Annotated in this window: 33 protein-coding genes and 1 tRNA gene; 15 read left to right on the top strand and 19 right to left on the bottom strand. The window is 70.4% G+C overall.

Annotated features, from left to right (window positions below; translation table 11 throughout):
- Positions 1-5: 5 nt before the first annotated feature.
- Genes AC1RN5_RS04075 through AC1RN5_RS04085 form a run of 3 tightly spaced genes read right to left on the bottom strand, consistent with a single transcriptional unit; the run spans position 6 to position 2,628 of the window.
- Positions 6-365 (bottom strand): hypothetical protein, encoded by a 360-nt coding sequence (locus AC1RN5_RS04075; protein WP_493039975.1) that lies wholly within the window; start codon positions 363-365, stop codon positions 6-8.
- Positions 366-397: 32 nt separating this feature from the next.
- Entirely contained in the window at positions 398-1,348 is a 951-nt protein-coding gene (locus AC1RN5_RS04080; protein WP_493039976.1) for an ATP-grasp domain-containing protein, read from the bottom strand.
- Positions 1,255-2,628, bottom strand: a complete 1,374-nt coding sequence (locus AC1RN5_RS04085; RefSeq protein WP_493039977.1) for a spinster family MFS transporter — start codon at positions 2,626-2,628, stop codon at positions 1,255-1,257. The genes AC1RN5_RS04080 and AC1RN5_RS04085 overlap by 94 nt, the downstream gene beginning before the upstream one ends.
- Before the next feature lie 100 nt (positions 2,629-2,728).
- Between AC1RN5_RS04085 and AC1RN5_RS04090 the strand changes: the two genes are divergently transcribed.
- The 3 genes from AC1RN5_RS04090 (at position 2,729) to AC1RN5_RS04100 (ending at position 6,093) form a co-directional block, all read left to right on the top strand.
- Positions 2,729-3,346, top strand: coding sequence for a glutathione S-transferase family protein (locus AC1RN5_RS04090; RefSeq protein WP_493039978.1), 618 nt, complete (start codon positions 2,729-2,731; stop codon positions 3,344-3,346).
- 192 nt (positions 3,347-3,538) lie between these two features.
- The gene (locus AC1RN5_RS04095; protein ID WP_493039979.1) at positions 3,539-4,009 is read left to right on the top strand and encodes a (2Fe-2S)-binding protein; all 471 of its coding nucleotides are present in this window, start codon (positions 3,539-3,541) and stop codon (positions 4,007-4,009) included.
- Positions 4,006-6,093, top strand: coding sequence for a xanthine dehydrogenase family protein molybdopterin-binding subunit (locus AC1RN5_RS04100; protein ID WP_493039980.1), 2,088 nt, complete (start codon positions 4,006-4,008; stop codon positions 6,091-6,093). Before AC1RN5_RS04095 ends, AC1RN5_RS04100 begins: the two co-directional genes overlap by 4 nt.
- 4 nt (positions 6,094-6,097) lie before the next feature.
- On the opposite strand, the gene AC1RN5_RS04105 is transcribed toward AC1RN5_RS04100, so the two are convergent.
- From AC1RN5_RS04105 to AC1RN5_RS04115, 3 genes are read right to left on the bottom strand one after another with little or no spacing between them, the layout of a single operon-like run.
- Positions 6,098-6,712, bottom strand: coding sequence for a DUF1190 domain-containing protein (locus tag AC1RN5_RS04105; RefSeq protein WP_493039981.1), 615 nt, complete (start codon positions 6,710-6,712; stop codon positions 6,098-6,100).
- A 7-nt stretch (positions 6,713-6,719) separates the two neighbouring features.
- Complete coding sequence (locus AC1RN5_RS04110) at positions 6,720-7,133, bottom strand: DUF350 domain-containing protein (protein WP_493039982.1); 414 nt, start codon at positions 7,131-7,133, stop codon at positions 6,720-6,722.
- Between the two features lie 21 nt (positions 7,134-7,154).
- Complete coding sequence (locus AC1RN5_RS04115; protein ID WP_493039983.1) at positions 7,155-7,793, bottom strand: DUF2491 family protein; 639 nt, start codon at positions 7,791-7,793, stop codon at positions 7,155-7,157.
- 134 nt (positions 7,794-7,927) lie between these two features.
- On the opposite strand from AC1RN5_RS04115, the gene AC1RN5_RS04120 reads away from it, so the two are divergent.
- The 3 genes from AC1RN5_RS04120 to AC1RN5_RS04130 are packed head-to-tail and all read left to right on the top strand — an operon-like array spanning position 7,928 to position 10,282.
- Complete coding sequence (locus AC1RN5_RS04120; protein ID WP_493039984.1) at positions 7,928-8,362, top strand: YjfI family protein; 435 nt, start codon at positions 7,928-7,930, stop codon at positions 8,360-8,362.
- A gap of 24 nt (positions 8,363-8,386) precedes the next feature.
- A complete protein-coding gene (locus AC1RN5_RS04125) occupies positions 8,387-9,121 on the top strand; it encodes a PspA/IM30 family protein (protein ID WP_493039985.1) in 735 nt (244 codons plus the stop codon).
- A gap of 3 nt (positions 9,122-9,124) precedes the next feature.
- On the top strand, positions 9,125-10,282 hold the full coding sequence (locus AC1RN5_RS04130) for a glutathionylspermidine synthase family protein (protein WP_493039986.1): 1,158 nt from the start codon (positions 9,125-9,127) through the stop codon (positions 10,280-10,282).
- A gap of 3 nt (positions 10,283-10,285) precedes the next feature.
- Here AC1RN5_RS04130 and AC1RN5_RS04135 read toward each other — a convergent pair whose 3' ends face one another.
- The 3 genes from AC1RN5_RS04135 to AC1RN5_RS04145 form a co-directional block, all read right to left on the bottom strand.
- Positions 10,286-10,546: a 2Fe-2S iron-sulfur cluster-binding protein gene (locus AC1RN5_RS04135; protein WP_493039987.1), complete on the bottom strand. Its 261-nt coding sequence runs from the start codon at positions 10,544-10,546 to the stop codon at positions 10,286-10,288.
- Positions 10,547-10,623: 77 nt separating this feature from the next.
- Positions 10,624-10,782, bottom strand: coding sequence for a hypothetical protein (locus tag AC1RN5_RS04140; RefSeq protein WP_421933647.1), 159 nt, complete (start codon positions 10,780-10,782; stop codon positions 10,624-10,626).
- A gap of 26 nt (positions 10,783-10,808) precedes the next feature.
- A complete protein-coding gene (locus tag AC1RN5_RS04145; RefSeq protein WP_493039988.1) occupies positions 10,809-11,258 on the bottom strand; it encodes a group III truncated hemoglobin in 450 nt (149 codons plus the stop codon).
- 107 nt (positions 11,259-11,365) lie between these two features.
- Between AC1RN5_RS04145 and AC1RN5_RS04150 the strand changes: the two genes are divergently transcribed.
- Positions 11,366-12,034 (top strand): NifU family protein, encoded by a 669-nt coding sequence (locus AC1RN5_RS04150; protein ID WP_493039989.1) that lies wholly within the window; start codon positions 11,366-11,368, stop codon positions 12,032-12,034.
- On the opposite strand, the gene AC1RN5_RS04155 is transcribed toward AC1RN5_RS04150, so the two are convergent.
- On the bottom strand, positions 12,031-12,489 hold the full coding sequence (locus AC1RN5_RS04155) for an Rrf2 family transcriptional regulator (RefSeq protein WP_493039990.1): 459 nt from the start codon (positions 12,487-12,489) through the stop codon (positions 12,031-12,033). The genes AC1RN5_RS04150 and AC1RN5_RS04155 overlap by 4 nt on opposite strands.
- Before the next feature lie 50 nt (positions 12,490-12,539).
- Positions 12,540-13,256 carry an N-formylglutamate amidohydrolase gene (locus AC1RN5_RS04160; protein ID WP_493039991.1) on the bottom strand — a complete coding sequence of 239 codons (717 nt, stop codon included), beginning with the start codon at positions 13,254-13,256 and terminating at the stop codon, positions 12,540-12,542.
- Between the two features lie 68 nt (positions 13,257-13,324).
- Here AC1RN5_RS04160 and AC1RN5_RS04165 point away from each other — a divergent pair, with 68 nt between their 5' ends.
- Positions 13,325-14,260 carry a transglutaminase family protein gene (locus AC1RN5_RS04165; protein WP_493039992.1) on the top strand — a complete coding sequence of 312 codons (936 nt, stop codon included), beginning with the start codon at positions 13,325-13,327 and terminating at the stop codon, positions 14,258-14,260.
- 18 nt (positions 14,261-14,278) lie between these two features.
- Positions 14,279-15,091 carry a transglutaminase-like domain-containing protein gene (locus AC1RN5_RS04170; RefSeq protein WP_493039993.1) on the top strand — a complete coding sequence of 271 codons (813 nt, stop codon included), beginning with the start codon at positions 14,279-14,281 and terminating at the stop codon, positions 15,089-15,091.
- On the opposite strand, the gene AC1RN5_RS04175 is transcribed toward AC1RN5_RS04170, so the two are convergent.
- Positions 15,088-15,525, bottom strand: coding sequence for an SRPBCC family protein (locus AC1RN5_RS04175; RefSeq protein WP_493039994.1), 438 nt, complete (start codon positions 15,523-15,525; stop codon positions 15,088-15,090). The two genes, AC1RN5_RS04170 and AC1RN5_RS04175, sit on opposite strands and share 4 nt — an antisense overlap.
- A gap of 51 nt (positions 15,526-15,576) precedes the next feature.
- On the opposite strand from AC1RN5_RS04175, the gene AC1RN5_RS04180 reads away from it, so the two are divergent.
- Complete coding sequence (locus AC1RN5_RS04180; RefSeq protein WP_493039995.1) at positions 15,577-15,906, top strand: ArsR/SmtB family transcription factor; 330 nt, start codon at positions 15,577-15,579, stop codon at positions 15,904-15,906.
- On the opposite strand, the gene AC1RN5_RS04185 is transcribed toward AC1RN5_RS04180, so the two are convergent.
- Both AC1RN5_RS04185 and AC1RN5_RS04190 read right to left on the bottom strand, forming a co-directional pair.
- Entirely contained in the window at positions 15,903-17,357 is a 1,455-nt protein-coding gene (locus AC1RN5_RS04185; protein ID WP_493039996.1) for a cryptochrome/photolyase family protein, read from the bottom strand. The genes AC1RN5_RS04180 and AC1RN5_RS04185 overlap by 4 nt on opposite strands.
- A gap of 2 nt (positions 17,358-17,359) precedes the next feature.
- Entirely contained in the window at positions 17,360-18,142 is a 783-nt protein-coding gene (locus tag AC1RN5_RS04190; protein WP_493039997.1) for an APH(3') family aminoglycoside O-phosphotransferase, read from the bottom strand.
- Positions 18,143-18,229: 87 nt separating this feature from the next.
- Between AC1RN5_RS04190 and AC1RN5_RS04195 the strand changes: the two genes are divergently transcribed.
- The 3 genes from AC1RN5_RS04195 to AC1RN5_RS04205 all read left to right on the top strand — a co-directional run bounded on the left by AC1RN5_RS04195 (position 18,230) and on the right by AC1RN5_RS04205 (position 20,102).
- The gene (locus tag AC1RN5_RS04195) at positions 18,230-19,078 is read left to right on the top strand and encodes a WecB/TagA/CpsF family glycosyltransferase (RefSeq protein ID WP_493039998.1); all 849 of its coding nucleotides are present in this window, start codon (positions 18,230-18,232) and stop codon (positions 19,076-19,078) included.
- 81 nt (positions 19,079-19,159) lie between these two features.
- Positions 19,160-19,245: transfer RNA gene (locus AC1RN5_RS04200), tRNA-Leu, on the top strand.
- Positions 19,246-19,379: 134 nt separating this feature from the next.
- Complete coding sequence (locus AC1RN5_RS04205; protein WP_493041470.1) at positions 19,380-20,102, top strand: SapC family protein; 723 nt, start codon at positions 19,380-19,382, stop codon at positions 20,100-20,102.
- Here AC1RN5_RS04205 and radC read toward each other — a convergent pair.
- On the bottom strand, positions 20,099-20,836 hold the full coding sequence (gene radC, locus AC1RN5_RS04210) for a RadC family protein (RefSeq protein ID WP_493039999.1): 738 nt from the start codon (positions 20,834-20,836) through the stop codon (positions 20,099-20,101). The two genes, AC1RN5_RS04205 and radC, sit on opposite strands and share 4 nt — an antisense overlap.
- Positions 20,837-21,073: 237 nt before the next feature.
- On the opposite strand from radC, the gene AC1RN5_RS04215 reads away from it, so the two are divergent.
- Complete coding sequence (locus AC1RN5_RS04215; RefSeq protein WP_493040000.1) at positions 21,074-21,361, top strand: hypothetical protein; 288 nt, start codon at positions 21,074-21,076, stop codon at positions 21,359-21,361.
- A 13-nt stretch (positions 21,362-21,374) separates the two neighbouring features.
- On the opposite strand, the gene map is transcribed toward AC1RN5_RS04215, so the two are convergent.
- Together map and sfsA are read right to left on the bottom strand one after the other, a co-directional pair.
- Positions 21,375-22,199 (bottom strand): type I methionyl aminopeptidase, encoded by an 825-nt coding sequence (gene map / locus AC1RN5_RS04220; protein WP_493040001.1) that lies wholly within the window; start codon positions 22,197-22,199, stop codon positions 21,375-21,377.
- A 1-nt stretch (position 22,200) separates the two neighbouring features.
- Positions 22,201-22,920: a DNA/RNA nuclease SfsA gene (sfsA, locus tag AC1RN5_RS04225; protein ID WP_493040002.1), complete on the bottom strand. Its 720-nt coding sequence runs from the start codon at positions 22,918-22,920 to the stop codon at positions 22,201-22,203.
- A 57-nt stretch (positions 22,921-22,977) separates the two neighbouring features.
- Here sfsA and AC1RN5_RS04230 point away from each other — a divergent pair, with 57 nt between their 5' ends.
- Complete coding sequence (locus AC1RN5_RS04230) at positions 22,978-23,751, top strand: competence/damage-inducible protein A (RefSeq protein ID WP_493040003.1); 774 nt, start codon at positions 22,978-22,980, stop codon at positions 23,749-23,751.
- 409 nt (positions 23,752-24,160) lie between these two features.
- Here the strand turns inward: AC1RN5_RS04230 and AC1RN5_RS04235 are convergent, their stop codons facing one another.
- Together AC1RN5_RS04235 and AC1RN5_RS04240 are read right to left on the bottom strand one after the other, a co-directional pair.
- Entirely contained in the window at positions 24,161-24,589 is a 429-nt protein-coding gene (locus AC1RN5_RS04235; RefSeq protein ID WP_493040004.1) for a hypothetical protein, read from the bottom strand.
- The gene (locus AC1RN5_RS04240; protein ID WP_493040005.1) at positions 24,586-25,140 is read right to left on the bottom strand and encodes a hypothetical protein; all 555 of its coding nucleotides are present in this window, start codon (positions 25,138-25,140) and stop codon (positions 24,586-24,588) included. The genes AC1RN5_RS04235 and AC1RN5_RS04240 overlap by 4 nt, the downstream gene beginning before the upstream one ends.
- Positions 25,141-25,212: the final 72 nt, after the last annotated feature.

Below are 25,212 nucleotides of genomic sequence, written 5' to 3' on the forward strand. Positions count from 1 at the left end.
GGCCGTCAGTCCACGCACATGCCCGGGCCCATATGGCCCTTCACCACGGTGGTGAAGCAGCCGCAGGGATCGGAATTGGCCTGGCACTGGCCCGTCACGGCGGCGGCCGGATTGGCGGGGGCCTCGCCGCGATAGAGGCAGCGGCCCTGGCAGTCGGACTTGTCGGCGCAGGTCTTGCCGGCGTCGGCATAGGCGATGACGCAGGCCGGCTGCTGCATGCGGCAGACCGGGCGGACGGTTCCGCCCTTGGCGGCGCAGGCCGCGACGTCCGAGGTGGCGGCCTGCGCCGGCGTGGTCGGGGCGGGGGTCGGAGCGCAGGCGACGAGGGCCGCCATCAGCAGGGCGGCGAGGGCGGTCTTCAGCATGGGACGCTCCGGAATCGTGGACAGACGGCAGTCTAGCCCATCAACCGGGCGCAGGCTTGGGCCATGCGCTCGCCGAGGTGTTCGCCGAACTGGGGGAACAGGTGGGGCTCGATGGCCTCCAGCTCCATCAGCAGCAGGCCGGCGGCGGTCGGGATCACGTCCACGCGGCAGGCGAGGGCCGGGACCGGCAGGGCGGCGACGAAGGCCTGGGCGGCGGCGATCTCGGCGGGAGCCGGTTCGTGGGCCTGCTCGGCGCCGCCGTGGATGATGTGGATGCGGTAGTCGCCGCCGCCCGGCAGCTTGCGCACTGCGTGGGAGAAGTCGCCGTCGACGAAGATGAAGGAGAGCTCGCCCTGGGTCATGATCTCCGCGACCAGGGGCTGGGCGAACTGGCCTGGCGGGATGACGACGTCGCGGGCCTGGGCGCGGGTCAGGCGGGTCTGGCCGAAGCCGCCGCCGCCGACCACCGGCTTGAGCACGATCTCCGCGCCGCCGAAGGCCTCGAAGGCCGCCGTCGCCGGGGTCGGTTCGTCGACGAACAGGCTCGGAATGACCGGCAGGCCCTGGGCGGCGAGTTCGGCCAGGTAGCGCTTCGACAGGTTCCAGCCGACGACGGCGGGATCGTTGGCCACCGGGACCAGGCCGGCGGCGCGGTCGAGGAAGGCGAGGAACTCCGCCTCGTGGTCGATATAGTCCCAGGTGGCGCGGATCAGCAGCAGGTCGAACCGGGCCGGATCGCAGACCCGCCAGTCGGCCTCGGTGAGCGACCAGCCGCGGGCCTGGAAGGCCGGCGTCATCGCCGCCAGCTCCCGGTCCTGCTCATAGGCGTCGGGCCTGCGCGTTTCCGCCGTGGTCAGGCAGTCGGCGCAGGTCAGGTAGGCGACCCGCCTCAGGACACCATCTCTTCGCGGATCGTGCGCCGGGCCATCCAGAAGAGGCCGGTGGCGATCAGGCCCAGGAAGGCCGACAGGATCAGGGCCCACTTCACGCCCCCCGCCGAGCCCAGCTGCAGCGGGCCGTTGGCCAGGACGTCCGAGAGGATGCCGACGAACAGCGGCCCCAGGCCCAGGCCCACCAGGTTGATGATGAACAGCAGGATGGAGGCCGAGGTGGCGCGCATCTGGGGCGGCACCAGGCTCTGGGCGCTGGCGTAGACCGGGCCGTACCAGAGCGAGCCCAGCAGGCCGGGCAGGATCAGCATCCACAGGGCCACGGCGGCCGAGGGCATCAGAATGGCGGTGGCGTAGATGATCGGCGAGATCAGGGAGGCGACGGCCGGGACGCTCATATAGGCGCGGATGTCGCGCTTGGCGGCCCAGTCGGCGATGGCGCCGCCGGCCCAGGAGGAGATGATCCCCGCCGTGCCGCCCATCAGGCCCAGAGCCAGGCCCATGAAGCCCACCGAGCCGACGCCGAACCTGTCGGCCAGCTGGGCGACCTCGGCGGTGTGGTTGCGCAGGAAGAAGGAGGCGGTGAAGGGGGCGTGGCCGTAGCCGATGAACGCCTTCACGGCGGCCCCGAAGGCGATCAGCCAGAAGACCGGCTTGGCCCGCAGGTATTTCAGGGTGGCGGCGAAGTGGCCCTTGCCCGGCGCGTGGGCCTTGGCGGCGGCCACGCTCATGGCCTTGCGGGGCTCGCGCATCGTGAAGAAGACCACGAAGGTGAAGATCAGGCCAGGCACCCCGGCCAGCAGGAAGGCGGTGCGCCAGCCATAGGCGTCGGCGATCAGCCCGCCCATGGCCAGGCCCAGCAGGCCCCCGAGCGGCGTGCCGATGGAGAAGAAGGCGAGCGCCGAGGCGCGCTTTTCCTTGGGCGCGTAGTCGGCGATCAGGGAGTGGGCGGTGGGCGTGCAGCCGGCCTCGCCGATGCCGACCCCGATGCGGGCGCCGACCAGCTGGGCGAAGCTGGTGGCCTGGCCGCAGAGCACGGTGAAGCCCGACCAGACGGCCAGCGAGCCGCCGATGATCCAGACCCGGTTGAAGCTCTCGGCCAGGCGGGCGATGGGCAGGCCCAGCACGGTGTAGAAGACGGCGAAGGCCAGGCCGGTCATCAGGCCCAGTTGCCAGTCGGCCAGGCCCAGGTCGTTCTTGATCGGCTCGGCCAGGATGGTGACGATCTGGCGATCGAGGAAGTTGAGCGTGTAGACCGCCAGCAGGATCACCAGGGCGTAGCGGCGGTAGGCGTCGGAGACCAAGGGCACGGCGGGAACCGTGGGCTCGGAAATCGTGGCGCCGATGGGGGCCGGGGCGGACGCCTCGGTCATGATGGGGGTTTCCTCGGATTTTTTTGATCGTTGCCGACACTAGACGGCGCCCGCGCGCTTCCGCCAATAGCGGCTGCGTGATCAAGCGGAGGGCTGAGCCATGGAACTGGTGATCGGAACGAAGAAGTGGTCGACCTGGTCGATGCGGCCGTGGCTGGTCCTCAAGCGCGCCGGCGCGCCCTTCACCGAGACCCTGATCTCGCTGCGGCAGGAGAACAACCAGACCTACGAGGCCATCCGGCCCTTCTCCAGATCGGGCCTGGTGCCGGCCCTGAAGGACGGCGACCTGCTGGTCTGGGATTCGCTGGCGATCTGCGAATACCTGGCCGAGAAATACCCCGCCGCGAAGCTGTGGCCGGACGACCCGGTCGCCCGCGCGCTCGGCCGGTCGGCGGCGGCCGAGATGCATTCGGGCTTCCAGGCCCTGCGCCAGGAATGCCCCATGGCCCTGGAGCTCGAGCCGCGCCAGGCGGAGCTCTCGGCGGCGACGCTGAAGAACGTCGCCCGCATCACCGAACTGTTCAACGACCTGCTGGACCGGTTCGGCGGTCCCTTCCTGCTGGGGGACTGGTCCATCGCCGACGCCTTCTATGCGCCGGTGGCGACCCGCTTCCGCACCTATGGGATCAAGGCCGAGGGTCCGGCCGGCGCCTATGTCGAGCGCCTGCTGGCGACGCCGGAGGTCCTGGCGTGGGAGGCGGCGGCGAAGGCCGAGTAGCCCCCGAGCTTTCCGGCTTTCCCCCAAGCGGTCATCCCGGTTTCGCGCAGCGAAGACCGGGACCCAGACGCACCGATCTCTCCGGCACGCCCCGCGTCTCTGGGTCCCGGCCCGCCGCTTCGCCGCGGCCGGGATGACACCGAGTTTGTACCGTTCCGTCAGTTCGTGTTCTCCTTCACCAAGGGAGTCACCATGGACCTGATGATCAACGGCGAGCTGGCGGAGGTGGGCGCCGAGCCCACCGACAACCTGCTGGATGTGCTGCGCAATGAGCTGGGTCTGACCGGGCCGCGCTTCGGCTGCGGGACGGGCCAGTGCGGGGCCTGTTCGGTGCTGGTGGATGGCCAGGATGTTGCGGCCTGCCAGCTGGAGGTGGGCAACCTCGAGGGCAAGGCCATCGTCACGGTGGAGGGGCTGGGGACGCCGGACGCGCCCCATCCGCTGCAGACCGCCTTCCTGGAGCTGCAGGCCGGCCAGTGCGGCTTCTGCCTGTCGGGCATATTGGTGGGCGCCAAGGGGCTGCTGGACCGCAATCCGAACCCGACGCGGCAGGAGGTGGCGCAGGCCCTGGCCTGGCACCTGTGCCGCTGCGGCGTGCACAACCGGGTGATGGACGCGGTGCTTCTGGCGGCGTCCCGTATGACCGGGGAGAAGGCCCGATGATCCCCGCCAGCCTGCAGGCCAATCCCAGCCTCGACCGCTGGGTCGGGTTCCCCGCGCCGGGCGTCGTCCGCATCGCCTTCGGCAAGGTGGAGTACGGCCAGGGCGCGCTGACGGCGCTCGCCCAGATCGCCGCCGAGGAGCTGGACGTGGCCATGTCTCAGGTGGAGGTGGCCAATGCGGCCACCGGCGCCGTGCCCGACGAGGGGATGACCGTGGGCTCCATGTCGGTGGAGGTGTCCGGCGCCTCCGTGCGGGCGGCCTGCGCCGAGGTGCGCGCCCTGTTCGTGGCCGAGGCCTGCCGGCGGCTCGACTGCGCGCCCGGCCAGATCGACATCCGCGACGGCGCCTTCCGGCTGGACGGCGTCCCGAGCGGGGAGACCTACTGGACGCTGGCGCCCACCATCGACCTGGCCCAGCCGCCGAGCGGGACCGCGCGCTGGAAGTCCCAGGACCAGCACCGGCTGGTGGGGACCAGCGCCCCGCGCCTGGACCTGCCGGCCAAGATGTTCGGCGGCGGCTTCATCCAGGACATCGTCCTGCCGGGGATGCGGCACGCGCGGGTTCTGCGCCAGCCGGGGCCGAGCGCGCGGCTGGCCTTCCTCGACGAGGCCGCGGCCTGGAAGGCGGCCGGCGACGCCGATCTCGACATCCTGACCGAGGGGTCCTTCGTGGCCTTCATCTCCTCCAGCGAGGCCGCCGCCGCGCGGGCCCACGCCGCGGCCGAACCGACCACGCGCTGGGACACGCCCCGCGACCTGCCGCCCGAGGTCACGGAGGCGGCGTCTCTGAAGGATATGGCCTCAACCGAGCTGGAGACCGGGGCGCCGGTGGGCGGACCCTCCAACCGCCGCCGGCTGCAGGCGGCCTATTCGCGGCCCTATATCGCGCACGCGTCGATGTCGCCCTCCTGCGGGATCGCCTGGTTCGAGGACGGCCGGCTGAGGGTCTGGACCCACGCCCAGGGGGTCTATCCGCCCCGGATGCACATCGCCCGCATCACCGGCCTGGCGCCGGAATCCATCCAGATGGAGCACGCCCAGGGGGCGGGCTGCTACGGCCACAACGGGGCGGAGGACGCGGCCTATGACGCGGCCTTCATCGCCAGCCGCAGGCCCGGCGCGCCGATCCGCGTGCAGTGGCGGCGCGAGGACGAGTTCGGCCACTCGCCGGTGAGCACCGCCATGCAGGTGGAGATGACCGCCGAGCTGGACGCCGCCGGACGGCTGGCCGACTGGACCACCGAGATCTGGACCAACCTGCACGTCAATCGCGGCCGCACCCTGATCGAGACGGCTCTGCCCCAGGGGCCGCCGGACCTGCCGCCCCCCAACCAGGCCACGGCCTTCGGCGGGCGGCTGAACGCCGTGCCCTCCTATGACATCCCCGCCGTGCGGGTGAAGGAGCACCTGGTGATCAACTCGCCGGTGCGCACCTCGTCCCTGCGAGGGCTGGGCGGGCCGGTGAACACCTATGCCGGGGAGTGCTTCCTCGATGAACTGGCCCAGGCGGCGGGCAAGGATCCGCTGGCCTTCCGGCTGGAGATGCTGAGCGAGCCCCGCGCCCGGGCGGTGGTGGAGCGGATCGGCGCGGTCTGCGGCTGGGAGGCGCGCGGGCCCGGCGGGGAGGGGCAGGGCCTGGGGCTCGGCTATGATCGCCACCGCGACCACGGCGCCTTCGTGGCCGTGGCGGCCCGGGTGAGCGTCGATGAGGAGGTGCGGCTGGATCACCTGTGGTGCGTCGCCGACGCCGGCCTGATCATCAATCCGGACGGGGCGAAGAACCAGATCGAGGGCGGCATGATCATGGCCGCGAGCTGGGCCCTGAAGGAGCAGGTGAAGCTGGAGGGCGCCGGGGTGGCCTCGGTGACCTGGGACGACTATCCCATCCTGCGCTTCGACGAGGTTCCGCCGGTGGACGTCGAGCTGATCGTGCCGCCCGGCGCGCCGCCGCAGGGGATCGGGGAGATCTCGCTGGGGCCCTGCCTGGCGGCCATCGGCAACGCCGTGGCCCACGCCCTGGGGACTCGGCTGCGGGACCTGCCCTACACCCGTGACCGGATCGCGCGGGCCCTGCTGGCCGAGTAGGGGTCTACCCCCCGAAGGAGCGGGAGCCGCCGCCGAAGCCGCCGCGGGAGATGATGGAGCTGCGGCTCTGGACCCGCGCCGGAGCGCCGGCCTTGGGGGCCTCGAAGCTGTCGGCGCTGACCCGGGTGCGGCCGGTGAGATAGTCGCGCGACACCGGATAGCCGCCGCCGCCGTAATAGCCGCCGTCGCGGTCGCGATACATGGGCGCGCCGCGATAGCCGCCCATGTTGTTCATGGCCTGGCCGATGATGAAGCCGGTGAGCAGCGGGGTGAAGAAGCTGCCGCCCTGGCCCTGCCGGGGCACGCACTCGTCGACGCCGAACCGTTCCTCACAGCTCTGGCGGTCGGCGAACTTCGGCGCGTTCTCGGCGCTGGCCTTCTGGGCGTCCTGGAAGGCCGTCCGGCACTGCAGGGCGGTGAAGGTTCCGGACGCCTCGCAGGCGCCCAGGCTCTCGAAGGAGGCGGCGTCCACCGACCGGCCGGCGCTGACGGCGGGGGGAGTCTCCCACTGGCCGGTGGCGGGGGTGTTGTCGCAGGCCGAGATGGAGATGGCCGAACCGGCCATCAGGCCGGTGAGGGTGACGGCGCTGGAGCGCTTGCGCGGACGGGGGGCGGTCATGGGCGGCTCAGGAGGTCATGCAGGCGGCGTTGAGGAAGCCGACCGCCAGCGAGATGCTCATCAGATAGACCCCGGCGGCGATCTCGCCGCGCTCGATGCGGGCGCTGACGTCCTTCATCACCATCATGCGGATCAGGGTGAAGGCGGCGATCTGGATGACGCCGGCCAGGGCCGCCCAGGCGCAGAACTCGATGAGGGTGATGGTGTGGGAGAGCGCCGAGGCCAGCGGGATCACATAGCCCAGCAGGGCGCCGCCCAGCGCGATGGCGGCGGCGGTGTTGCCCTCGCGGATCAGCTTGGCCTCGTTGTAGGGGGTGACCCACTGGTAGAGGACCTTGAAGGCCAGGGTGAACAGGCCCGCGGCGACGAAGGCGATCAGGAAGGCCACGGCGCTGGCGGCGAAGCCATAGAGGTCGAACATCTCAGTCGTGCTCCAGCAGGGTCAGGCCTTGAACTCGCCGACCTCGAGGGGGACGCCGAGCATGACCTCGAACGACACCTCGCCGTCCTCGGTCTCCTGCTCGATGGCTAGCAGAAGCTCGCGCGCGTCGCCCGGCAATTCTCGGGAAAACAGCATGCAGGTCTGGAAGATCCGCCGGTCGGGGACCCCGTCGCGGTCGTCGTGCAGGTCCTCCCAGAAGGTCACCGGGTCCTGGCTCTCGGCCTCGTCGCCGAACCAGAAGCGGGTGTAGTCGGGCAGGCCCGAGGCGGTGAAGGTCCGGGCCCGCAGGCGCTCGCCCCAGGCCTCGCGGTCGGCGCGGGAGCCCGGATAGGCGCTTTCCCAGGGCACGAAGATCGTCACGTCGTTGATCCTCTGGCCCTCGCGGTCGTCGGAGACGGCCTGAAACATGGCGTGGTCGTCGGTGTAGAAGCGATGGACGAAGCCGCCGTCCTTCAGGTCCACCAGGCCCTGGGCGGTGATCTCCAGGGTGTCGCGGTCCAGGGGGAAGCGGCGCTCCGAGCCCAGGCGGCGCCAGGCCAGGGTGTCGAGCCAGACCGTGCGGCCCAGGGTGACATTGCGGATCGCCGGCAAGGCCGAGGCCGGGGCGGCCTCCTTGCGGCCGAAGAGCTTACCGAACATGACGCTGACCCGCAGGAAGACTGGCCCTCTATCTAGGACGGCGCGCGCCCGCGCAAAAGGGTGAAGCTCGCCCTCGACGGCTGGCGCCCGGCCACCCATCTTGTATGAACCTGTCACCACCGAAGGATCGCCTGATGACGCAGACCGCCTGGACTGTTCGCTCCCTGAAGACCGCCCTGGACGCGGCCGCCAAGGAGGGGGAAGCCCTCGCCGCCCGCGTGGTGGAGGGCGCCGATCCCGTGCTGCTGGTGACCATGGCCGACGCCGGGGACCTGGAGATCTTCGTCAGCGTCAGCGACCAGCAGATCGCCGCCTCGGTCCTGCTCTGGCCGGTGGACGAGCAGGCCGACCGCCACGCCTTCAACGAGTTCCTGCTGAAGGCCCAGAAGCTGGTGCCGCTGTCGAACTTCGGCATCACCACCGTGGCGGGCCGCGATTTCTACGAACTGTTCGGCGAGCTGGCCACGACCTCGAGCCTCGAGGACATCCTGATCGAGCTGCGCATGCTGGCCGAGAACGCCATCGAGGCGGCCTCGGACCTGCGCGCCTCCTTCTCCCCCGCCGCCTGACCCCAAGCCCCTGGAGCCTCACCCATGACCATCTGGCGCAAGCTGTTCACCCTGGGCCGCGCGGGCGCGCATGACGCCGCCGCCGGCGTCGTCGACGCCAACGCCCTGAAGATCCTGGATCAGGAGATCCGCGACGCCGACACCGCCCAGGGCAAGGCGCGGGACGACATGGCCACCCTGGTGGCCCGCCGGCGCATCCTGGAGAAGGAGGTCGCCAGCTTCCGCGAGCAGGCCCTCAAATACGAGAGCTCGGCCCGCGCGGCGGTGGCCAAGGGCGACATGGACCTGGCCCGCCAGGTGGCCCAGCGGATCGCCGACCTGGAATCCCAGGTGGCCCAGAAGGAGCCGCAGATCGCCGACATGCGCGTCGCCGAGGACCAGCTGCACGCGGCCATCACCGCCACCGACCGCAAGATCGAGACCCTGCGCCGCGAGGTGGAGGTGGTGAAGGTCAACGAGTCCGTCCAGCGCGCCCAGGCCTCCGTGGCCGCCCGCGGGGCCGGCGCCGGCTCGTCCCTGGGATCGGCGGCCGACAGTCTGGCGCGGATCAAGGAACGCCAGGCCATCCGCGGCGAGCGGATCCAGGCGGCCGCCGAGCTGGAGGACATGCGCACCGGCGCGGATCTGGACGAGAAGCTGCGGCTGGCGGGCATCGGGCCCGGCCAATCCTCGGCCGACGACGTCCTGGCCCGCCTGTCGGCGCCCGCGCCGACCCTGCAGATCGAACAGAAGGCCGCGGCCAAGTCCGGAGACGAGTAGGGGGTGCGCCGCCTCACCCTGGAGCCCCGCCCCGACTGGAAGGACAAGGCCGACGCGGTGGGGTTCGTCTACCACCACACCGATGGCCAGGCCTATTGGGACGAGAGCGCGGCCTACGCCTTGACCCTGGCGGAGGTCGAGGACGACCTGGAGCCGGCGGCCGCCGAGCTGCACGAGCTGTGCCTGGATCTGGTGGACGAGGCCTCGCGCAGCGAGGAACTGCTGACCAGGCTGGCCATTCCCGCCGCCCACTGGGATTTCGTGGCCGGGGCCTGGCGGGCCAAGGAGCCCTCTCTCTATGGCCGCTTCGACTTCGGCTATGACGGGAGCGCCAAGCCCAAGCTCTACGAGTACAACGCCGACACCCCCACCAGCGTGTTCGAGGCCGCCACCTTCCAGTGGTTGTGGCTGGAGGAGCTGCTGGCCTCGGGCGCCCTGCCGCCGGGGACCGACCAGTTCAACAGCCTGTTCGAGGCCCTGCGCGACCGGTTCAAGACGCTGTTCCCGACGGGCGGCTTCGTCCATTTCGCCAGCGACGCCGAGGCGGTGGAGGACCGGCAGACGGTGCGGTTCTTCGAGGACCTGGCGACCCAGGCGGGGCTCGACCCGAAGTTCGTGGCCATGCTGGACATCGGGGTGAACGCGGAGGGTCAGTTCGCCGACCGCGAGGGCCTGCTGCTGCAGGCGGCCTTCAAGCTCTATCCCTGGGAGGACATGCTGCGCGAGCCCTACGCCGCGCACCTGGCCACCGCCAAGGTCCGCTGGCTGGAGCCCCCCTGGAAGGCGATCCTGTCCAACAAGGGAATCCTGCCCCTGCTGTGGGAACGCCACCCCGGCCACCCCAACCTGCTGGAGGCCTATTTCGAGGGCGATCCGGCGGCCTCGGCCCTGGGGCCCCGCCATGTGCGCAAGCCGCTGTTCTCCCGCGAGGGCGCCAATGTGGAGATCGTCGGCGGCGACGAGCCGGTGCTGGACCAGGGCTATGGGGCGGAAGGGGCGATCCTGCAGGCCTATCACCCGCCGCCGGACTTCGACGGCAAGCGCCCGGTGGTGGGCGCCTGGATCGTCGGCGCCGAGCCGGCCGGGATCGGCATCCGCGAGGACGACAGCGTGGTGACCAAGAACCTCGCCCGCTTCGTGCCCCACATCATCGAGGCCTGAGGCTCAGAGGCCCAGGACCACCTGCTGCGCCGGCAGGCGGACGATCAGGCCGGCCAGGTCCTCGGTGATCCGGATCTGGCAGGCCAGACGCGAGCCGGCGTCGACGTCGCCGGCGAAGTCCAGCATGGACTCCTCCATGGCCGAGGGCTCGCCGGCGCGGGCGCGCCAGGCCGGATCGACATGGACGTGGCAGGTGACGCAGCAGCAATTGCCGCCGCAGACCCCGTCGATGCCGGGAACCTTGCCCAGCCGCGCCAGGCTCATCAGCGACCACCCCAGGCGCAGGGGCAGGCGATAGGCCTCGCCCCGGTGGGTGATGAAGGTGACGCCGGGGGCGGGGATCAGGCCACCAGCACCCAGGCCACCATGAAGACCACGGCCCCCAGGGTGGTCCAGAGCAGCATGTTGACCAGCATGCGGATCATGCCGCGCTCGTGCTCGTCGACCACGCCGAGCGCGTCGCAGACCGCGTTGGCGGGCAGCATCAGGAGATGGAACATGGTCGGTCCTTCCGAGGGGGGTGGCGTCATGGCTGGGCGGCGCCGGCGAGCGGCGGCAGCTCGCCGCGGGTGGCGGCGATCCCGTACTGCAGGCTCTGGGCGATCATCTCCGACTTGGCGACGAACAGGGCCGCGGCCGGCGGCGGGCACAGCCGTTCGGCGCTCTGGCGGAACAGGTGCAGCCAGCGGGCGAAGTGGGTCGGCCTGATCTCGGGGATCTTGGTGTGGGCGACCATGGGCGAGCCCTTGAAGCGGCCGGTCATCAGCATCACCGAGGACCAGAAGTCGCAGAGCTTGGCCAGGTGGGCGTCCCATTCGTCGCCGATGATCCGGTTGAAGATCGGGCCCAGGGCCGGGTCGGCGCGGACGGTGGCGTAGAAGCCGTGCACCAGGTCGTGGATCATCGCCTCGGTGACGCCCGCGGCCGCGCCGGGGCTGAGGCGGGGAGGGGGCGGGGCGGCGGACGGGGCGCTCATGGGGGAATCTGTTTGGGTTGCGGTTTGAACATGTATCTACAATATTGGTTTAAGCCTGGCTAGGCCCCGCGCGGATCGGCCGCGCGCCCAGGCGGGCAGGAGCGACCGTGTTCATCACCACCGAACCGACGCCCAATCCGGACGCCATGAAGTTCTCACCCCCGGCGGGGAGCGGGGCGGGGCTCCTGGCCCTGGAAGGGGTCCTGACCGCCGCGCTCCGGGCGCTGCCGGGGGTCGGCGGGGTGTTTGTCGCCCCAGGTTTCGTGACCGTGACGCGGGCCCAGGGACGGCCTTGGGGCCGGCTGGGCCCGGAGGTCATCGCCGCCCTGAGCGCGGTCCTGGACCAGGAGGCCGGCGCCGCGCCGCCGGGCGCCACGCCGGCCGGTGCGCCCGCGACCGCCGGCGACACCGACCTGGAGGCAGAGATCCGCGGGGTCCTGGACCGGCATGTGCGGCCCGGCGTGGCGCGCGACGGCGGGGACATCGTGTTCGATCGCTTCGACGCCGAGGCCGGCGTGCTCTGGATCCACATGCGCGGCGCCTGCGGCGGCTGCCCCTCGGCGCGGCTGACCCTGAAGGGCGGGGTGCAGCGGATCGTCCAGTACTACGTGCCCGAGGTGGCCGGGGTGGAGGAGGTGGAGGCCGAGCCGGCCGCGGCGGTCTCGGTGGGCGAGCGCCTGAAGGCCTGGGCGGCGCGCCTCGACGGCCGCTCGGGCCCCCCGGCCCGCACGGCCTTCAGCCACCAGGGCCGGCCGATCGCGCCCGAGCGCGTTTAGGGGTCGACGATCTGCGCGGGCGGTCCGCGGGCCAGCAGGGCCTGCAGGGCGCCCTGGTTCTCCACCAGGTCGGCCAGGCTGTAGCCGTCCAGGACCTCGAGGAAGGCGGCGCGGGCCTCGTGCAGGGCGCGGCGCAGCTTGCAGGCCGGGGTGATGACGCAGGCGCCGTTGACGGGGTCGAAGCAGGGGACCAGGGCCATGTCCGGCTCGGTGCGGCGCACCACCTCCCCCAGTATGATCGCCTCCGGCTCGCGGGCCAGGCGCAGGCCGCCGTTCTTGCCCCGCACGGTCTCGATATAGCCGGCCAGGCCGAGCTCATAGACCACCTTCATGAGGTGGTTGCGGGAGATCCCGTAGCTGGCGGCGATCTCGGCGATGGTGGGCCGGCGGTCGCGATGCAGGGCCACGTACATCAGCACCCGCAGCGAGAAGTCGGTATAGACGGTCAGTCGCATTCTCGTCCTTCACCCCGGCGCGCCGGCCAAACCTAGCATCCCCATGCCGCTCAGGTGAGCGCTTCGGTCAGCAGGCGGGCCAGCAGGTCGGCCACCACGTCCTGGCCGTCCGGCCCGGCGATCAGGTCCTGGCGCACCTCGAGCTCCAGATAGTCCAGGCCGCGCGGGTCGGCGTGCAGGGGCACGGTGTTGTCGGTCTCGTCCATCCGGTAGGGCTGGTTGTCGCCGGCCTCGTCCCCGAGTTCCCGGCCCAGCAGGTCCAGCATCCGGCGGGAGAAACGGGAATCGTCGCGGTGCAGCACCCCCATGCGCCAGGACCGCGCCTGGCCCTGCATCACCGGGGTGAAGCTGTGCAGCGACACCAGCAGGGTCGGCCGTCCCTGGCGCGCCCGGCGGTCGAGGGCCTCGGCGATGGCGTCCTGATAGGGCTGGTAGATCTCGCCGCGCCGGGCGAAGATCGCCTCGGGAGTCAGGCCGACATTGCCGGGAATGGCCACGCCGTCGCTCACCTCCGGGATGGCGGCGGCCGCGCCCGGCCTGCGGTTGCAGTCGATCACCAGCCGGGAATAGGCCTGGGCGACGAAGGGGGCGTCCAGGCGGGCGGCCAGCCGCTCGCCCAGACCGGCGACGCCGATGTCCCAGGCGATGTGGCCGTCCAGGTCAGCGGCCGCAAGGCCGAGGCGCCCCAGGCTTCGCGGGATCGCGCGGCCGGCATGGTCGCCGATGAGCAGCAGGGGGCAGGCGCCGCCTGGAATCGTGACAGACACCGGGGGCGGATCGTCGCGCCCGAGAATTCGTTTAGACCTTAGAGACAAATCGGCCTCACGCTCGCCCAATGCCGATCCTCTCGATCCGTCATGTCACCCGCTACCGCTACCGCAATCCCGTGGCGCTCGGCGAGCATCGCATGATGTTCCGGCCCCGCGAGAGTTATGACCAGCGCATCCTGACCTGCGACCTGACCATCAGCCCCACGCCCGCGCGCCTGCGCTCGGTGCACGACGTGTTCGGAAACTGCGTCGGGGTCGCGGGATTTTCGGGCCGCGCCGACGAGCTGGTCTTCGACAGCCATGTCCGCCTGGAGCACACCCCGTTGCCGGCCTTCGCCGACGTGGACGGGGAGGTGGAGGTCTATACCGGCGCCATGCCCTTCGACTACAGCCCCGAGGACCTGCCGGACCTCGAACTGTCGATGAAGCGCCACTATCCCGATCCCGAGGGCCTGATCGACGCCTGGGCGCGGCGCTTCGTCAAGCCGGTGGGCAAGACCAGTCTGCAGACCCTGCTCAGCGAGATGACCCAGGCCATCTATGCCGAGTTCAAGTACAACGCCCGCCTGGCCCGCGGCATCCAGGACCCGGTGGAGACGCTCGCCCTGCGCAGCGGCACCTGCCGCGACTATGCGGTGCTGATGATCGAGGCGGCGCGCAGCCTCGGCCTCGCCGCCCGGTTCGTGTCCGGCTACATCTACAGCCCCATGACCGGGGCGGGCTTCAGCCGGACCAGCGCCGGCCACACCCACGCCTGGGTGCGGGTCTTCCTGCCGGCCTGCGGCTGGGTGGAGTTCGATCCCACCAACGGCATCGTCGGCAACGCCGACCTGGTGCGGGTGGCCATCGCCCGCGATCCCCGCCAGGCGGTGCCGCTGCACGGAAGCTGGTCGGGCCTGCCCACGGACTATCTCGGCATGGAGGTCGAGGTCGATGTCCGCGACGAGGGCGAGGTCCCCATGCAACCTGTCGCCGTCCGAGCCATTGGCTCAGCCGGATAGCTGCTTTTCGGGAAACGGATGCGTATCAAGTCGGGCTTCGAGATCATCTACGACTGCCCGGCGCCGGTTCCGATGCTGCTGATGCTGAGCGTCCACCCGACGCGGCGCCATGACCTGGAAACCCCCGACTGGCTGCGCACCGATCCGATGCTGGACGTACGCCAGTACCTGGACGCCTACGGCAACATCTGCAGCCGCATCCTGGCGCCGGCCGGCCGCCTGACCCTGTCGGCGGACTTCATCATCGCCGACGACGGCAAGCCCGACGTGATCTCGCCCTTCGCGCCCCAGGCCGCGGTGGAGGACCTGCCCGAGGACGTGCTGATCTTCCTGCTGGGCAGCCGCTATTGCGAGACCGACCGGCTGAGCGATATCGCCTGGTCCATGTTCCAGCACACCGAGCCGGGCTGGCCCCGGGTCCAGGCCATCGTCGACTGGGTGCATGACCACATCCAGTTCGGCTACGAGCATGCCCGGCCGACCATGACCGCCTTCGAGGCCTATTGCGAAGGCCGCGGCGTCTGCCGCGACTACGCCCACCTGGCCGTCGCCTTCTGCCGCTGCATGAACATCCCGGCCCGCTACTGCACCGGCTACCTTGGCGACATCGGGGTTCCCATCGTCGGCGAGATGGATTTCAGCGCCTGGTTCGAGGTCTATCTGGGCGGCAAGTGGCACACCTTCGATCCGCGCAACCACATCCCCCGCATCGGCCGGGTGCTGATCGCCCGCGGCCGCGACGCCACCGACGTGGCCATCGCCAACACCTTCGGCCCCGCCATCCTGAGCGGCTTCAAGGTGGTGGCCTACGACCTGCCGGACGCGGCCTAGAAGGCGCCGCCGGCCCTTAGGTTGATGCCGTATTCCAGATAGGCCTTCATGCAGCAGAGCATGTGCATCCAGCCGCCGGCGTTGCCGTGCGAGGCCTTGGCGCCCTCCGGCGTGTCGGGCCAGCCGCCCTCGCTGATCTGCACCATGGTGGCGCCGTCCTTCAAGGGCTTGAAGGCCATCTCCACCCGGGTGCTGTAGCCGCCGCTGGACGGCCATTCGAAGACGATCTTCTCGTCCTTCACCACCTCGTGGACCACCACGTCGAAGGACTCGTCCACCTCGGCGAACCGCCAGGTCACCGTCGCGCCCGCCGCCAGGGGGCCGCTGGAGGTGTCGATGAAATAGCTGGTCAGCTTCTCCGGCCTGACCACCGCCTCGAAGACCTCGGCCACCGGCTTCCGGATCTTCAGCTGCACCTGGAACTTCTGCTCCATCGGGAGGACCTCCGCTTGCGATGAGGTCCAAATATGTTATAGAAACATAACATGTCAAGCGACGCCGAAGACGACCTGGTGTTCAAGGCCCTGGCGGACTCCCGCCGCAGGCAGATCCTGGATTTGCTGAAGGCCGAGCCGCGCACCACCGGCGACCTCTGCGACCACTTCGCCGGCGTCCTGGACCGCTGCACGGTGATGCAGCACATCGGGGTGCTGGAACGCGCCGAGCTGATCATCCCGCGGCGGGAGGGGCGCAAGCGCTGGAACTATCTCAACGCCGCCCCCTTCGCCGACATCCACGAGCGCTGGATCTCGCCCTATGCCGCGGCGGCCGTCGGCGTCCTGGCCAGGCTCAAGCGGGACCTGGAGGGCGCTTAGGCCCCCGCCCGCAGCGCGGCGTAGGCGTCCAGGGCGCGTTGGCGGGCGAAGGCGTGATCGACGATGGGAGCGGGGTAGTCCCGGCCCAGCCACACCCCGGCCTTCGCCAACTCCCGCGGGGTCGCGGTCCAGGGGGCGTGGATCAACGTCGCCGGCAGGCGGGCCAGCTCCGGGACCCAGCGGCGGACATAGTCGCCCGGGGGATCGAACTTCTCGCTCTGGGTCACCGGATTGAAGATGCGGAAATAGGGCGAGGCGTCGGCGCCCGAGCCCGCCACCCACTGCCAGCCGCCGGCGTTGGAGGCGTGGTCGGCGTCGGCCAGGGTGTCCCAGAACCACTGCTCGCCCCGTCGCCAGTCGATCAGCAGGTGCTTGGTCAGGAAGCTGGCCACAATCATCCGCACCCGGTTGTGCATCCAGCCGGTGGTCCAGAGCTGGCGCATGCCGGCGTCGACGATGGGGTAGCCGGTGGCGCCGCGGGTCCAGGCCTCGAACCCGGCGGGATCGTCGCGCCAGGGGAAGGGATCGAAGGCGGCGTTGAAGCTGGCCTGGGCCAGGTCGGCGCCCGCCGCCGCGCGGGTGTGGGTGATGGCGGCGTTGAAGTCGCGCCAGCCGAGCTCGGCCAGGAACTTCTCCACCTCGCCCTCGCCGGCCCGGCCATGGTGGGCGGCGGCCTGGGCGGCGCGCCAGCAGGCCTTGGGGCTGATCTCCCCGAAGTGCAGGTGGGGCGACAGGCGCGAGGTGCCCTCCACGGCGGGACGATCACGGTCGGTGGAATAGGTCCTCAGGCCCGTCTCGACGAAGCGGTCCAGGGCCTCATGGGCGCCGGCCTCGCCGGGCCGCCAGTCGCCAAAGCCCTTGGACCAGTCCGGCGCGCTCGGGTGCAGGCCCCAGTCGGCCAGCCGCTCGGAGGCGGGCCACGCCGCCGGCGCGGGGAGGGCGGCGGGCGGGGCCAGCGCGCCCGCGTCGCTCACCATCTGCCGGGCGGTCCGCCAGAACGGGGTGAAGACGCTGAAGGGACCGCCGGTCTTGGTGCGGACGGCCTCCAGATTGACCAGGTGGCCGCCGTTGAAGCGGCGCGGCTCGATCCCGTCGGCCGTGAGCGCCTGGGCGAGGGCCGTATCGCGCTCCGGGTAGCCGGGGTCGAACAGGGCGTTCCAGGTGACGGCCGCGGCGCCGGTCTCGGCGGCCAGGGCGCGGACGATGTCGGCGGCAGGGCCCCGCCGCAGCACGAGCCGCGAGCCGAGGGCCTCCAGGGATGCGGCCAGGGCGGCCAGCGACTTGTCCAGCCACCAGAGCGAGGCCGCCCCCGGGGACCGCAGGCCCTGCGTCTCGTCCAGCACATAGAGGGCGATCACCGGCCCGCCGGTTCGGGTCGCGGCCTCCAGGGCGGGATTGTCGGCCAGGCGCAGGTCCCGGCGGAACCAGACGATGGTCGGAGCTGCGGTCATGGTCAGAAGAACTCGTCGAGGAGGCGGTAGAAGGCCAGGCGCGCCTCGTCCAGTCGGGCGAGGGGGTAGTGGGCCTGCAGCAGACGTACGGCGTCGACGTGCGGATGGTTGCGTCTGGCCGACCGAAGGAAGAGGGCCAGGTCCTGATGGCGGTCGGCGATCCCGAAGCGGCCAAGGTCGATCAGGGTGGTTCCCGCCCCGCCGTCCCAGATGAAGTTGGGCAGGCTGGCGTCGCCGTGGGTCAGGACCAGGTCCTCGCCGGCCGGGATCATGGGCGTGAGCTGGGCCCAGACCTCCGCCGCGGTCAGGCCCAGACGCTGGGCGTCGAAGTCCGTCTCGTCCACCAGGCCGGCGGCCAGGCGGGCCTCGGCCTGGGCCAGCTTGACCGCAAGCCTCTGGTCGAAGGGACAGTCGCCCAGGGGCAGGGCGTGCAGGGCGGCCAGGGTCCTCAGGGCCGCGGTCAGGGCCGCCTCGGCCGGGTCTTCGCCGACGTGGGACACCGGCGTGCCGGGCGCCGCGGCCATCACCAGGGCCAGGTCCTCGCCGCAAGCCCCCGACCACAGGACGGCCGGGACCGGCGCCTGGCCCGCCAGCCACAGCAGGACCTCGGTCTCCCGGGCCAGGGTCCGGGCGTTCCAGGCCTCGGCGCGCGGGGCGAGCTTGACGAAGACCTCGCCGCAGCGGGCCACCAGGTCGCCGGACTTGCCATGATCGATGACGACGCCGGGAGTCTCGGCCGCCAGTCCCGCCGCGGCCAACACCTGTTCGATCCGCGACGCGTCCATGACTGAGAGTGGCGGCTGGGCAGCCCTTTGTTAAGCGCCCATCGCTAGGCTTGCCGTCCGAACGCCAACGACAGAAGTCAGATCGCGATGGATGGATCCCTGCCGGTCGAAGCCCCGGCCGCCTACCGCGCCGCGCGCCGCACCACCGAGCGCATCCACGTCCTGGGGGGCGACATCGACCTGGTGCGTCCGCAGGAGGTGATGCACCACATCGGCCGCTTCATCGCCGCCAAGACCAAGGCGATCATCGCCAACCACAACAGCCACAGCCTCTACCTGCTGAAGACGCGCCCCGAGCTGGCCAGCTTCTTCGCCAAGGCCGATCTCATCGAGATGGACTCCACCCCGGTGATCTTCTTCGCCCGGCTGCTGGGGATGCCGGCCCGCACCTTCCACCGCTGCAGCTATGTGGATTTCCGCCCGCTGTTCTGGAACATGGTGGCGGCCAACCGCTACCGTGTCTTCTACATCGGCGGCGCGCCCGGCGTGGTGGAGACCGCCTCGGAGCGGCTGATGGCCAAGTATCCCGGCGCCCTGATCGGCGGCCGCGACGGCTATTTCGACGCCACGCCGGGTTCGGAGGGCAACGCCGAGGCCCTGGCCCAGATCGCCGCCTTCAAGCCCGACATCCTGTTCGTCGGCATGGGCATGCCCCGGCAGGAACTGTGGATCGAGGCCAATCTGGAGGCCCTGCCCAACTGCGTGATCATGCCCGTGGGGGCCGCCTTCGACTACGAGGCCGACGTCCAGGTCGCCCCGCCGCCCTGGATGAGCGACGCGGGCCTGGTCTGGGCCTTTCGCCTGGCCCAGGAGCCGCGGCGCATGTTCGCCCGCTACCTGCTGGAGCCCTGGGCCCTGCTGCCATTGGCCTTCAAGGACATCGCCGCGGCGATCGCGCGGCGCCGCGCGCCCGGCGAGGTGGTTCGCCCGGCCTGAGGCCGCGGCCCGGCCTGGCCTCTGCTGCAAAGCTGGCTCCCGAGGTTTGGGCGGGCTATGTCAGGGTCTGCCCGACCGGGCGGGGACATGGCGGAACTGGTAGACGCGCCAGACTTAAAATCTGTTGGGCACAGCCCGTCCGGGTTCGACCCCCGGTGTCCCTACCAAGTTGATTTCCGGACGGTTACCCGGATTGTGGCATGCGGGATGGCGCAACTTGCAGACCCGTGTTCTAATTCGAAGATCGTCCGCGGCCTGAGGCTTGCAGACGGAATGGCTTGGGGGAGCTGTTCGTTTCGTGATGAGACCACTTTTCTATCAGAATCCGGTCGCGCTTCACCCGGCCGCGCATGGCGCGGCGGGGCTCGTCGACGCGTTGGACTATGGCTTCGCCCGCAAGACCAACGCCATTCCCATCAGCCTGTCGGAAATCCCGCTGGCGGCGCTCTCCTATCCCATCGCCTTCACCACCGAGGGCGGGGCGCGGCCGGTGGCGGTGGTGGGTCTGCGCGACGACGAGAACCTGTTCGTCGGCGCCGACGGGGCCTGGCTGGCCGGCGCCTATGTGCCGGCCTATGTGCGGCGCTATCCCTTCATCCTGGCGGAGTACGGGGAAGGGGAGGAGCTGGGGGTCCAGCTCTGCATCGAGAACGACCCGGAGATCCTGGTGCCTGACGGCGGCCAGCCGCTGTTCGCCAACGGCGAGCCGTCGCGGCTGGTGAAGTCGGCCTTCGACTTCTGCAAGTCGGTGCGGGCGGCCGACCTGGCCACCGCGCCCTTCGTCGAGGCCCTGGTGGCCTGCGGCGTGCTGGAAGGCCGCGCGGCGACCATCAAGCTGCCCACCGGCGGCGACCTGAAGATGGCCGGCTTCGCCACCATAGATGAGGCCAGGCTGCGGGCCCTGCCCGACGAGGCCTTCCTGCTCCTGCGCCGCCAGGGCTGGATGAACGCCATCTACGCCCAGATGCACTCGGCCCTGAACTGGGCCAAGCTCGGCGACATGCTGGTGAGCAACGACCGCTAGAACAATCCCAGCGCCTTGAAGCTGGCCACACCGTCTCGACCCACCACCAGGTGGTCGTGGATGGCGATGCGCAGGGACCGTCCGGCCTCGACGATCTCGCGGGTCATCTGGACGTCCGCGCCGGAGGGTGTGGGGTCGCCACTGGGGTGGTTGTGGACCAGGATGAGCGCGCTGGCCGACAGCTCCAGGGCCCGGCGCATCACCTCGCGGGGATAGACCGGGGCGTGGTCGACGGTGCCGTGGTTCATCACCTCGTCGGCGATCAGCTGGTTCTTCTTGTCCAGGAACAGCACCCGGAACTGCTCGCGGGGTTCATGGGCGAGCGCCGTGCGGACATAGGCCGACAGCGCGCTGGACGACGAGATCACCGTGCGCTTGACCACGGCGGCCTTGCCCACCCGCAGGGCGGCCTCCTGCAGCAGCTTGATGTCCAGGGCCACGGCCTCGCCGACCCCGCGCACCGTCCGCAACTCGTCGAGGGTGGCGCCCAGCACCCCGGCCAGCGACCCGAAGCGGGCGACCAGGGCCTTGGCCAGCGGCTTGACGTCGCCACGCGGAATGGTCCGGAAGAGGCAGAGCTCCAGTAACTCGTAGTCGGGCAGGGCGCCGAGCCCGCCGGTGCGGGCCCGGTCGCGCAGCCGATCACGGTGGCCAAGATAATGAGGTCTGGGCTCCGGCCTGGCGGGAAACAGGGCTCCGCTCCAGGCTTCCCGCAATTCGCCAGCATCCGACATGAAGGGCTCCGCGACCGTTCGTCGCGGTAGAGTTCCCCATTCGTTCCGGTTTGGCAAGCCTGTCGATCGGCAGGATCGGGGCGGGGCTTGGCTTTGCGCCGTGAGTCGCTGGCCGCGGCGAGCCCCGTCACGCGTCCGGAGGCCTTGTGGCGCCTTACCGCTCAGTAACTACGCACAGAGAGGATTTGTTAGACTCGAAGTGGTCAAGGTTGAGTCGTTCGTGGAGAGACCCCAGCGATGGCCCGCCCCCAGAAACGCGTTGCCGAGCCCGCCCCCGAGGCGCTCGAGATTCCCGCGATCCCCGCCGAGGCCTGGGTCCTTGCCCCCTCGCCGGTGCGTTTGGCCGACGGCGCCTTTGACCCCGTCGACAGTCCGGCCCGCGCCCTGCAGGCCGAGCTCGTGGCCAGCTTCGCCGAGCAGACCGAACACCGCTGGTCGGCCCGCCGCTCCCTGGCCGTCATCACCGCCGCCAGTCTGGTGGGCTGGGCGGTCCTGATCATCACCGCCCGGGCGCTGCTCTCCTAAGAGCTCGCCGGCTTCAGTCGCCCTGGACCGGCGGCTTGAACAGGCCCTGGGGCGAGAGGGTGAAGACCTCATAGCCGGTCTCGGTCACCCCCACCGAATGCTCGCACTGGGCCGAGAGCGACTTGTCGCGGGTCACCGCCGTCCAGCCGTCGGCCAGGACCTTCACCGGGTGCTTGCCCAGGTTCACCATCGGCTCGATGGTGAAGAACATGCCCGGCCGCAGCAGCTCGCCCGTGCCCTTGGCGCCGAAGTGCAGGATGTTGGGGGCGTCGTGGAAGACGCGGCCCAGGCCGTGGCCGCAGAAGTCGCGCACCACCGAGCAGCGCTGACCCTCGACATATTGCTGGATGGCGTAGCCGATGTCGCCGGTCCGGGCGCCGGGCTTCACCGCGTCCAGGCCCCGCTGCATGGCCTCATAGGTGACGTCGATCAGCCGACGGGCCCGCGGCGCCACCGGGCCCACCCCGTACATGCGGCTGTGGTCGCCGTGCCAGCCGTCGACGATGAGGGTGACGTCGATATTGGCGATGTCGCCCTCGCGCAGGGCCCGCTCGCTGGGGATGCCGTGGCAGACCACATGGTTGACCGAGATGCAGACGGTCTTGGTGTAGCCGCGATAGCCCAGGCAGGCGGGCAGGGCCCCGTGATCCAGGATGAACTCCCGCGCCAGGCGGTCCAGTTCGTCGGTGACGACGCCGGGGACCACGTGCGGGGTCAGCATGTCCAGGCACTCGGCCGCCAGCTTGCCGGCGATCCGCATGCCCTCGAACCCTTCGGGGCCGTGGAGGCGAATCTCGCCGGTGCGGGTCTCGGCCTCGAGGACGTCGTTGAGGGTCATGTCAGGACTCCGCGACGAGGGCGTCGCGCCAGGGGATGCGGTGGGTGATGCGGATGGCGTCCGCACCGATATGGCAAGCATAGCACAAAACCTCAACGCCGGCCCGCGCCGCGTCGATCAGGCCGGCGGCGTATTTCGGATCCAGCTCGGCGCAGGCGGCGAAGGCGTCGCAGTCGGTGCGCTGGATGACGAACAGCATCACCGCGCGGTGGCCCTCCGCCACCATGGCCTTCAGCTCCCCCAGGTGCTTCAGCGAGCGGGCGGCGACGCAGTCGGGAAACTCCGCGAGCGTCCCCGATCGCTTGAGGTGACTGTTCTTGACCTCCAGCCAGCAGGGCGGCCGGTCCGGGGCCTCCAGCAGGAAGTCGATGCGGCTGGCGATCCCATAGTTCACCTCGCGGCGGACCGAGGCGTAGCCCGCCAGCTCCGGAATGAGGCTCGCCTCCAGGGCCTCGGCCACCAGGCGGTTGGGATGCATGGTGTTGATCCCCACCAGGCCGCCGTCGACCTCGACGATCTCCAGGGTGTGGGCGAGCTTGCGCTTGGGGTTGTCGGACCGGGAGATCCAGACCGGGAAGCCCGGCGTGTTCAGCCCCAGCATGGCGCCCGGATTGGGACAGTTGGTGGTGATCTCCGTCCCGTCCTCCAGCACCACGTCGGCGAAGAAGCGCTTGTAGCGGCTCACCAGGCGGCCGCGCTGGAGGGGATAGGGAAAGTCCATGGGCGGGGGGCGTCCGATCGGCTATGCGGAAGCCTGATCTAGGTGAGGAGCGCAGCAATGGGTAGTCCGGCGGGCAAGGAAGGTCAGGCGGTCACCGCCGCGGTGCTGATCATCGGCGACGAGATCCTCTCGGGCCGCACCCAGGACACCAACCTGCGCGACATCGCCCTCTATCTGGGCGTCCACGGGGTGGACCTGATGGAGGCGCGCACCGTCTCCGACGTCCACGAGGACATCATCGCGGCCCTGGACGCCCTGCGCGCCCGCTATGACTACGTCATCACCACCGGCGGCATCGGGCCCACCCACGACGACATCACCGCCGACGCCGTGGCCGCGGCCTTCGGCGTCGAGCTCTACGAGCACCCCGACATCATCGCCATGATGACCGCCCGCTGGGGCGCCGAGCCCAACGCCGCGCGCCGGCGGATGGCCCGGGTCCCGGTCGGCGGCGACCTGGTGAAGAACCCGGTCCAGGGCCCGCCCGGCTTCACCATCGGCAATGTCTTCGTCCTGGCCGGCGTGCCGCAGATCATGCGCGGCATGCTGGAGGACGTGGGTCATCGCCTGAAGGGCGGGGCCGTGGTGCTGAGCCGCACCGTGCGGGTGGAAGGCTCCGGCGAGGGCGTGATCGCCGCGCCGCTGGAGGCGGTGGCCAAGGCGCACCCGGGCATGAGCCTGGGCAGCTACCCGTTCTATGGCGACGGCGGCTACGGCTCGAACCTGGTGCTGCGGGGGCGGGACGAGGCGGAGCTAGAGGCGACGGTCGCGGAGTTGATCGCGGCGCTGGAGGCGGTGGGGGTGGAGAAGGTGGCTGAGCTAACGGTCTGAATTCTGAGGTTCAGCGTTATCGGACATTCCGCAGATAAGCGGGGGCATGCGGGATAACGCGGGACCAGGCGGGACCTCGTGGGATGAGGGGGTTTCTTCAGTGGCTATAAAAGGCTGAGGGGTCCTGAAAACCCCATCGGTCAGCCCTCGGCGCTGGCGCCCGCATGGAATGGAATTGAATGAGGCCCGCGCGGGCGACCGCCGGGCCTCTTTGACGTCGCACTGGAGCCTCTTCGCCGGCGGCCACGACGCCCCATCATGATGGACGAACGGCCGGCGACGTCACCGGCGCTCTGCTGCCGGGAGGGGCGCGTTGGCTTCGTTTCGCCAAAACTCGTCTGGAGTATTCCGAAAATATAGTGACATTATTCGTGCCGATATATCCCTGCGGACACGCGGCGCCGCAGTCCTAGGCTTCGAGGGCCGCCAGCGCCCTGCGCCGCCGCGACATCGCCTTGCGCTCGTACTCGTCGAACTTCAGCAGGTCGGGCGCGGCCGCGATCAGCGCCAGGGCGTCGGTCTCTTCGCGCGGCATCTCGGGCGATGCCTGGCTGGTGATCCTGGTCAGGGCGTCGTCGTAGGCCTGGACCTTGGCTTGGCGAATGCGCAGGATCAGGTCCTCGAGCTGGGCGACCTGGCGGGCAGGGGCGTCTGGGGAGAGGTCGCCGCCGAGCGCCTTGGCGATGGACTGAATGAGGTCGGAGTTCGCCGACGCCTGGCTGGTCAGGCCGTGCCGCAAGGCGTTGCCGGAGGCGCGGCGTTTGCCGGTTGGGGTCTTGGGGCCCGTGCTCTTGGCGGCGTTCCGGCGGTTGGCGGAAATCCGCGGCTCGGTGGTCATTCGAAGTCAGCGTCGATGGCGTCTGCGGCGTTGGTCACCGTCGTGACGGTGTCCCTCGCGCGTCGCGCGGCGGCGTCACGCCGTCGGTCGATCTCGCGGAGGGTCATGTTGCGGCGCGCGTTGGCGCGATCGGCGATGCGCTGCAGGCGCTCCATGTCCGAAAGGCAAGACTGGTAGGCGGCCCCGAAATTGTCGAGGCCCGTGACTCCATACTGCCGGCGGATCTCATCGAAGCCCGCCTTCGGGATCTCCTCCCCCATCATGATGTCGGCGACATCCTTCTGGAGCGCGAACTCCATTTCGGCGTCCTTCAGGGTGTTGGCGGGGTAGTGGGACGTCAGGATCAGCTCCACCGTCTCGCGTCTCGCAAGCTTCAACCGGACGGCTCGGGCGCGCTTGGCGCGCAGTTCTTCCCAGGTCTGATCGGTCAGATCCCGGACCCACATCCACTCGACAAAGTCCTGGGGCCGGATGGCGTCTGTGAACTGCTCCATCAGGGTGTCATAGGCGTCGATGTCTTCTGTGCGGAGGATGTGGACGGGCGCGAGCATCTCTCCGAGCCCTGGTGGGAGGGTATACGGGCGAGACTTGCGGGCGACCTTGGTGGCCGCGGCTCGCGGCGT

It is taken from the genome of Phenylobacterium sp. GW821-FHT12F10, from assembly GCF_058806695.1.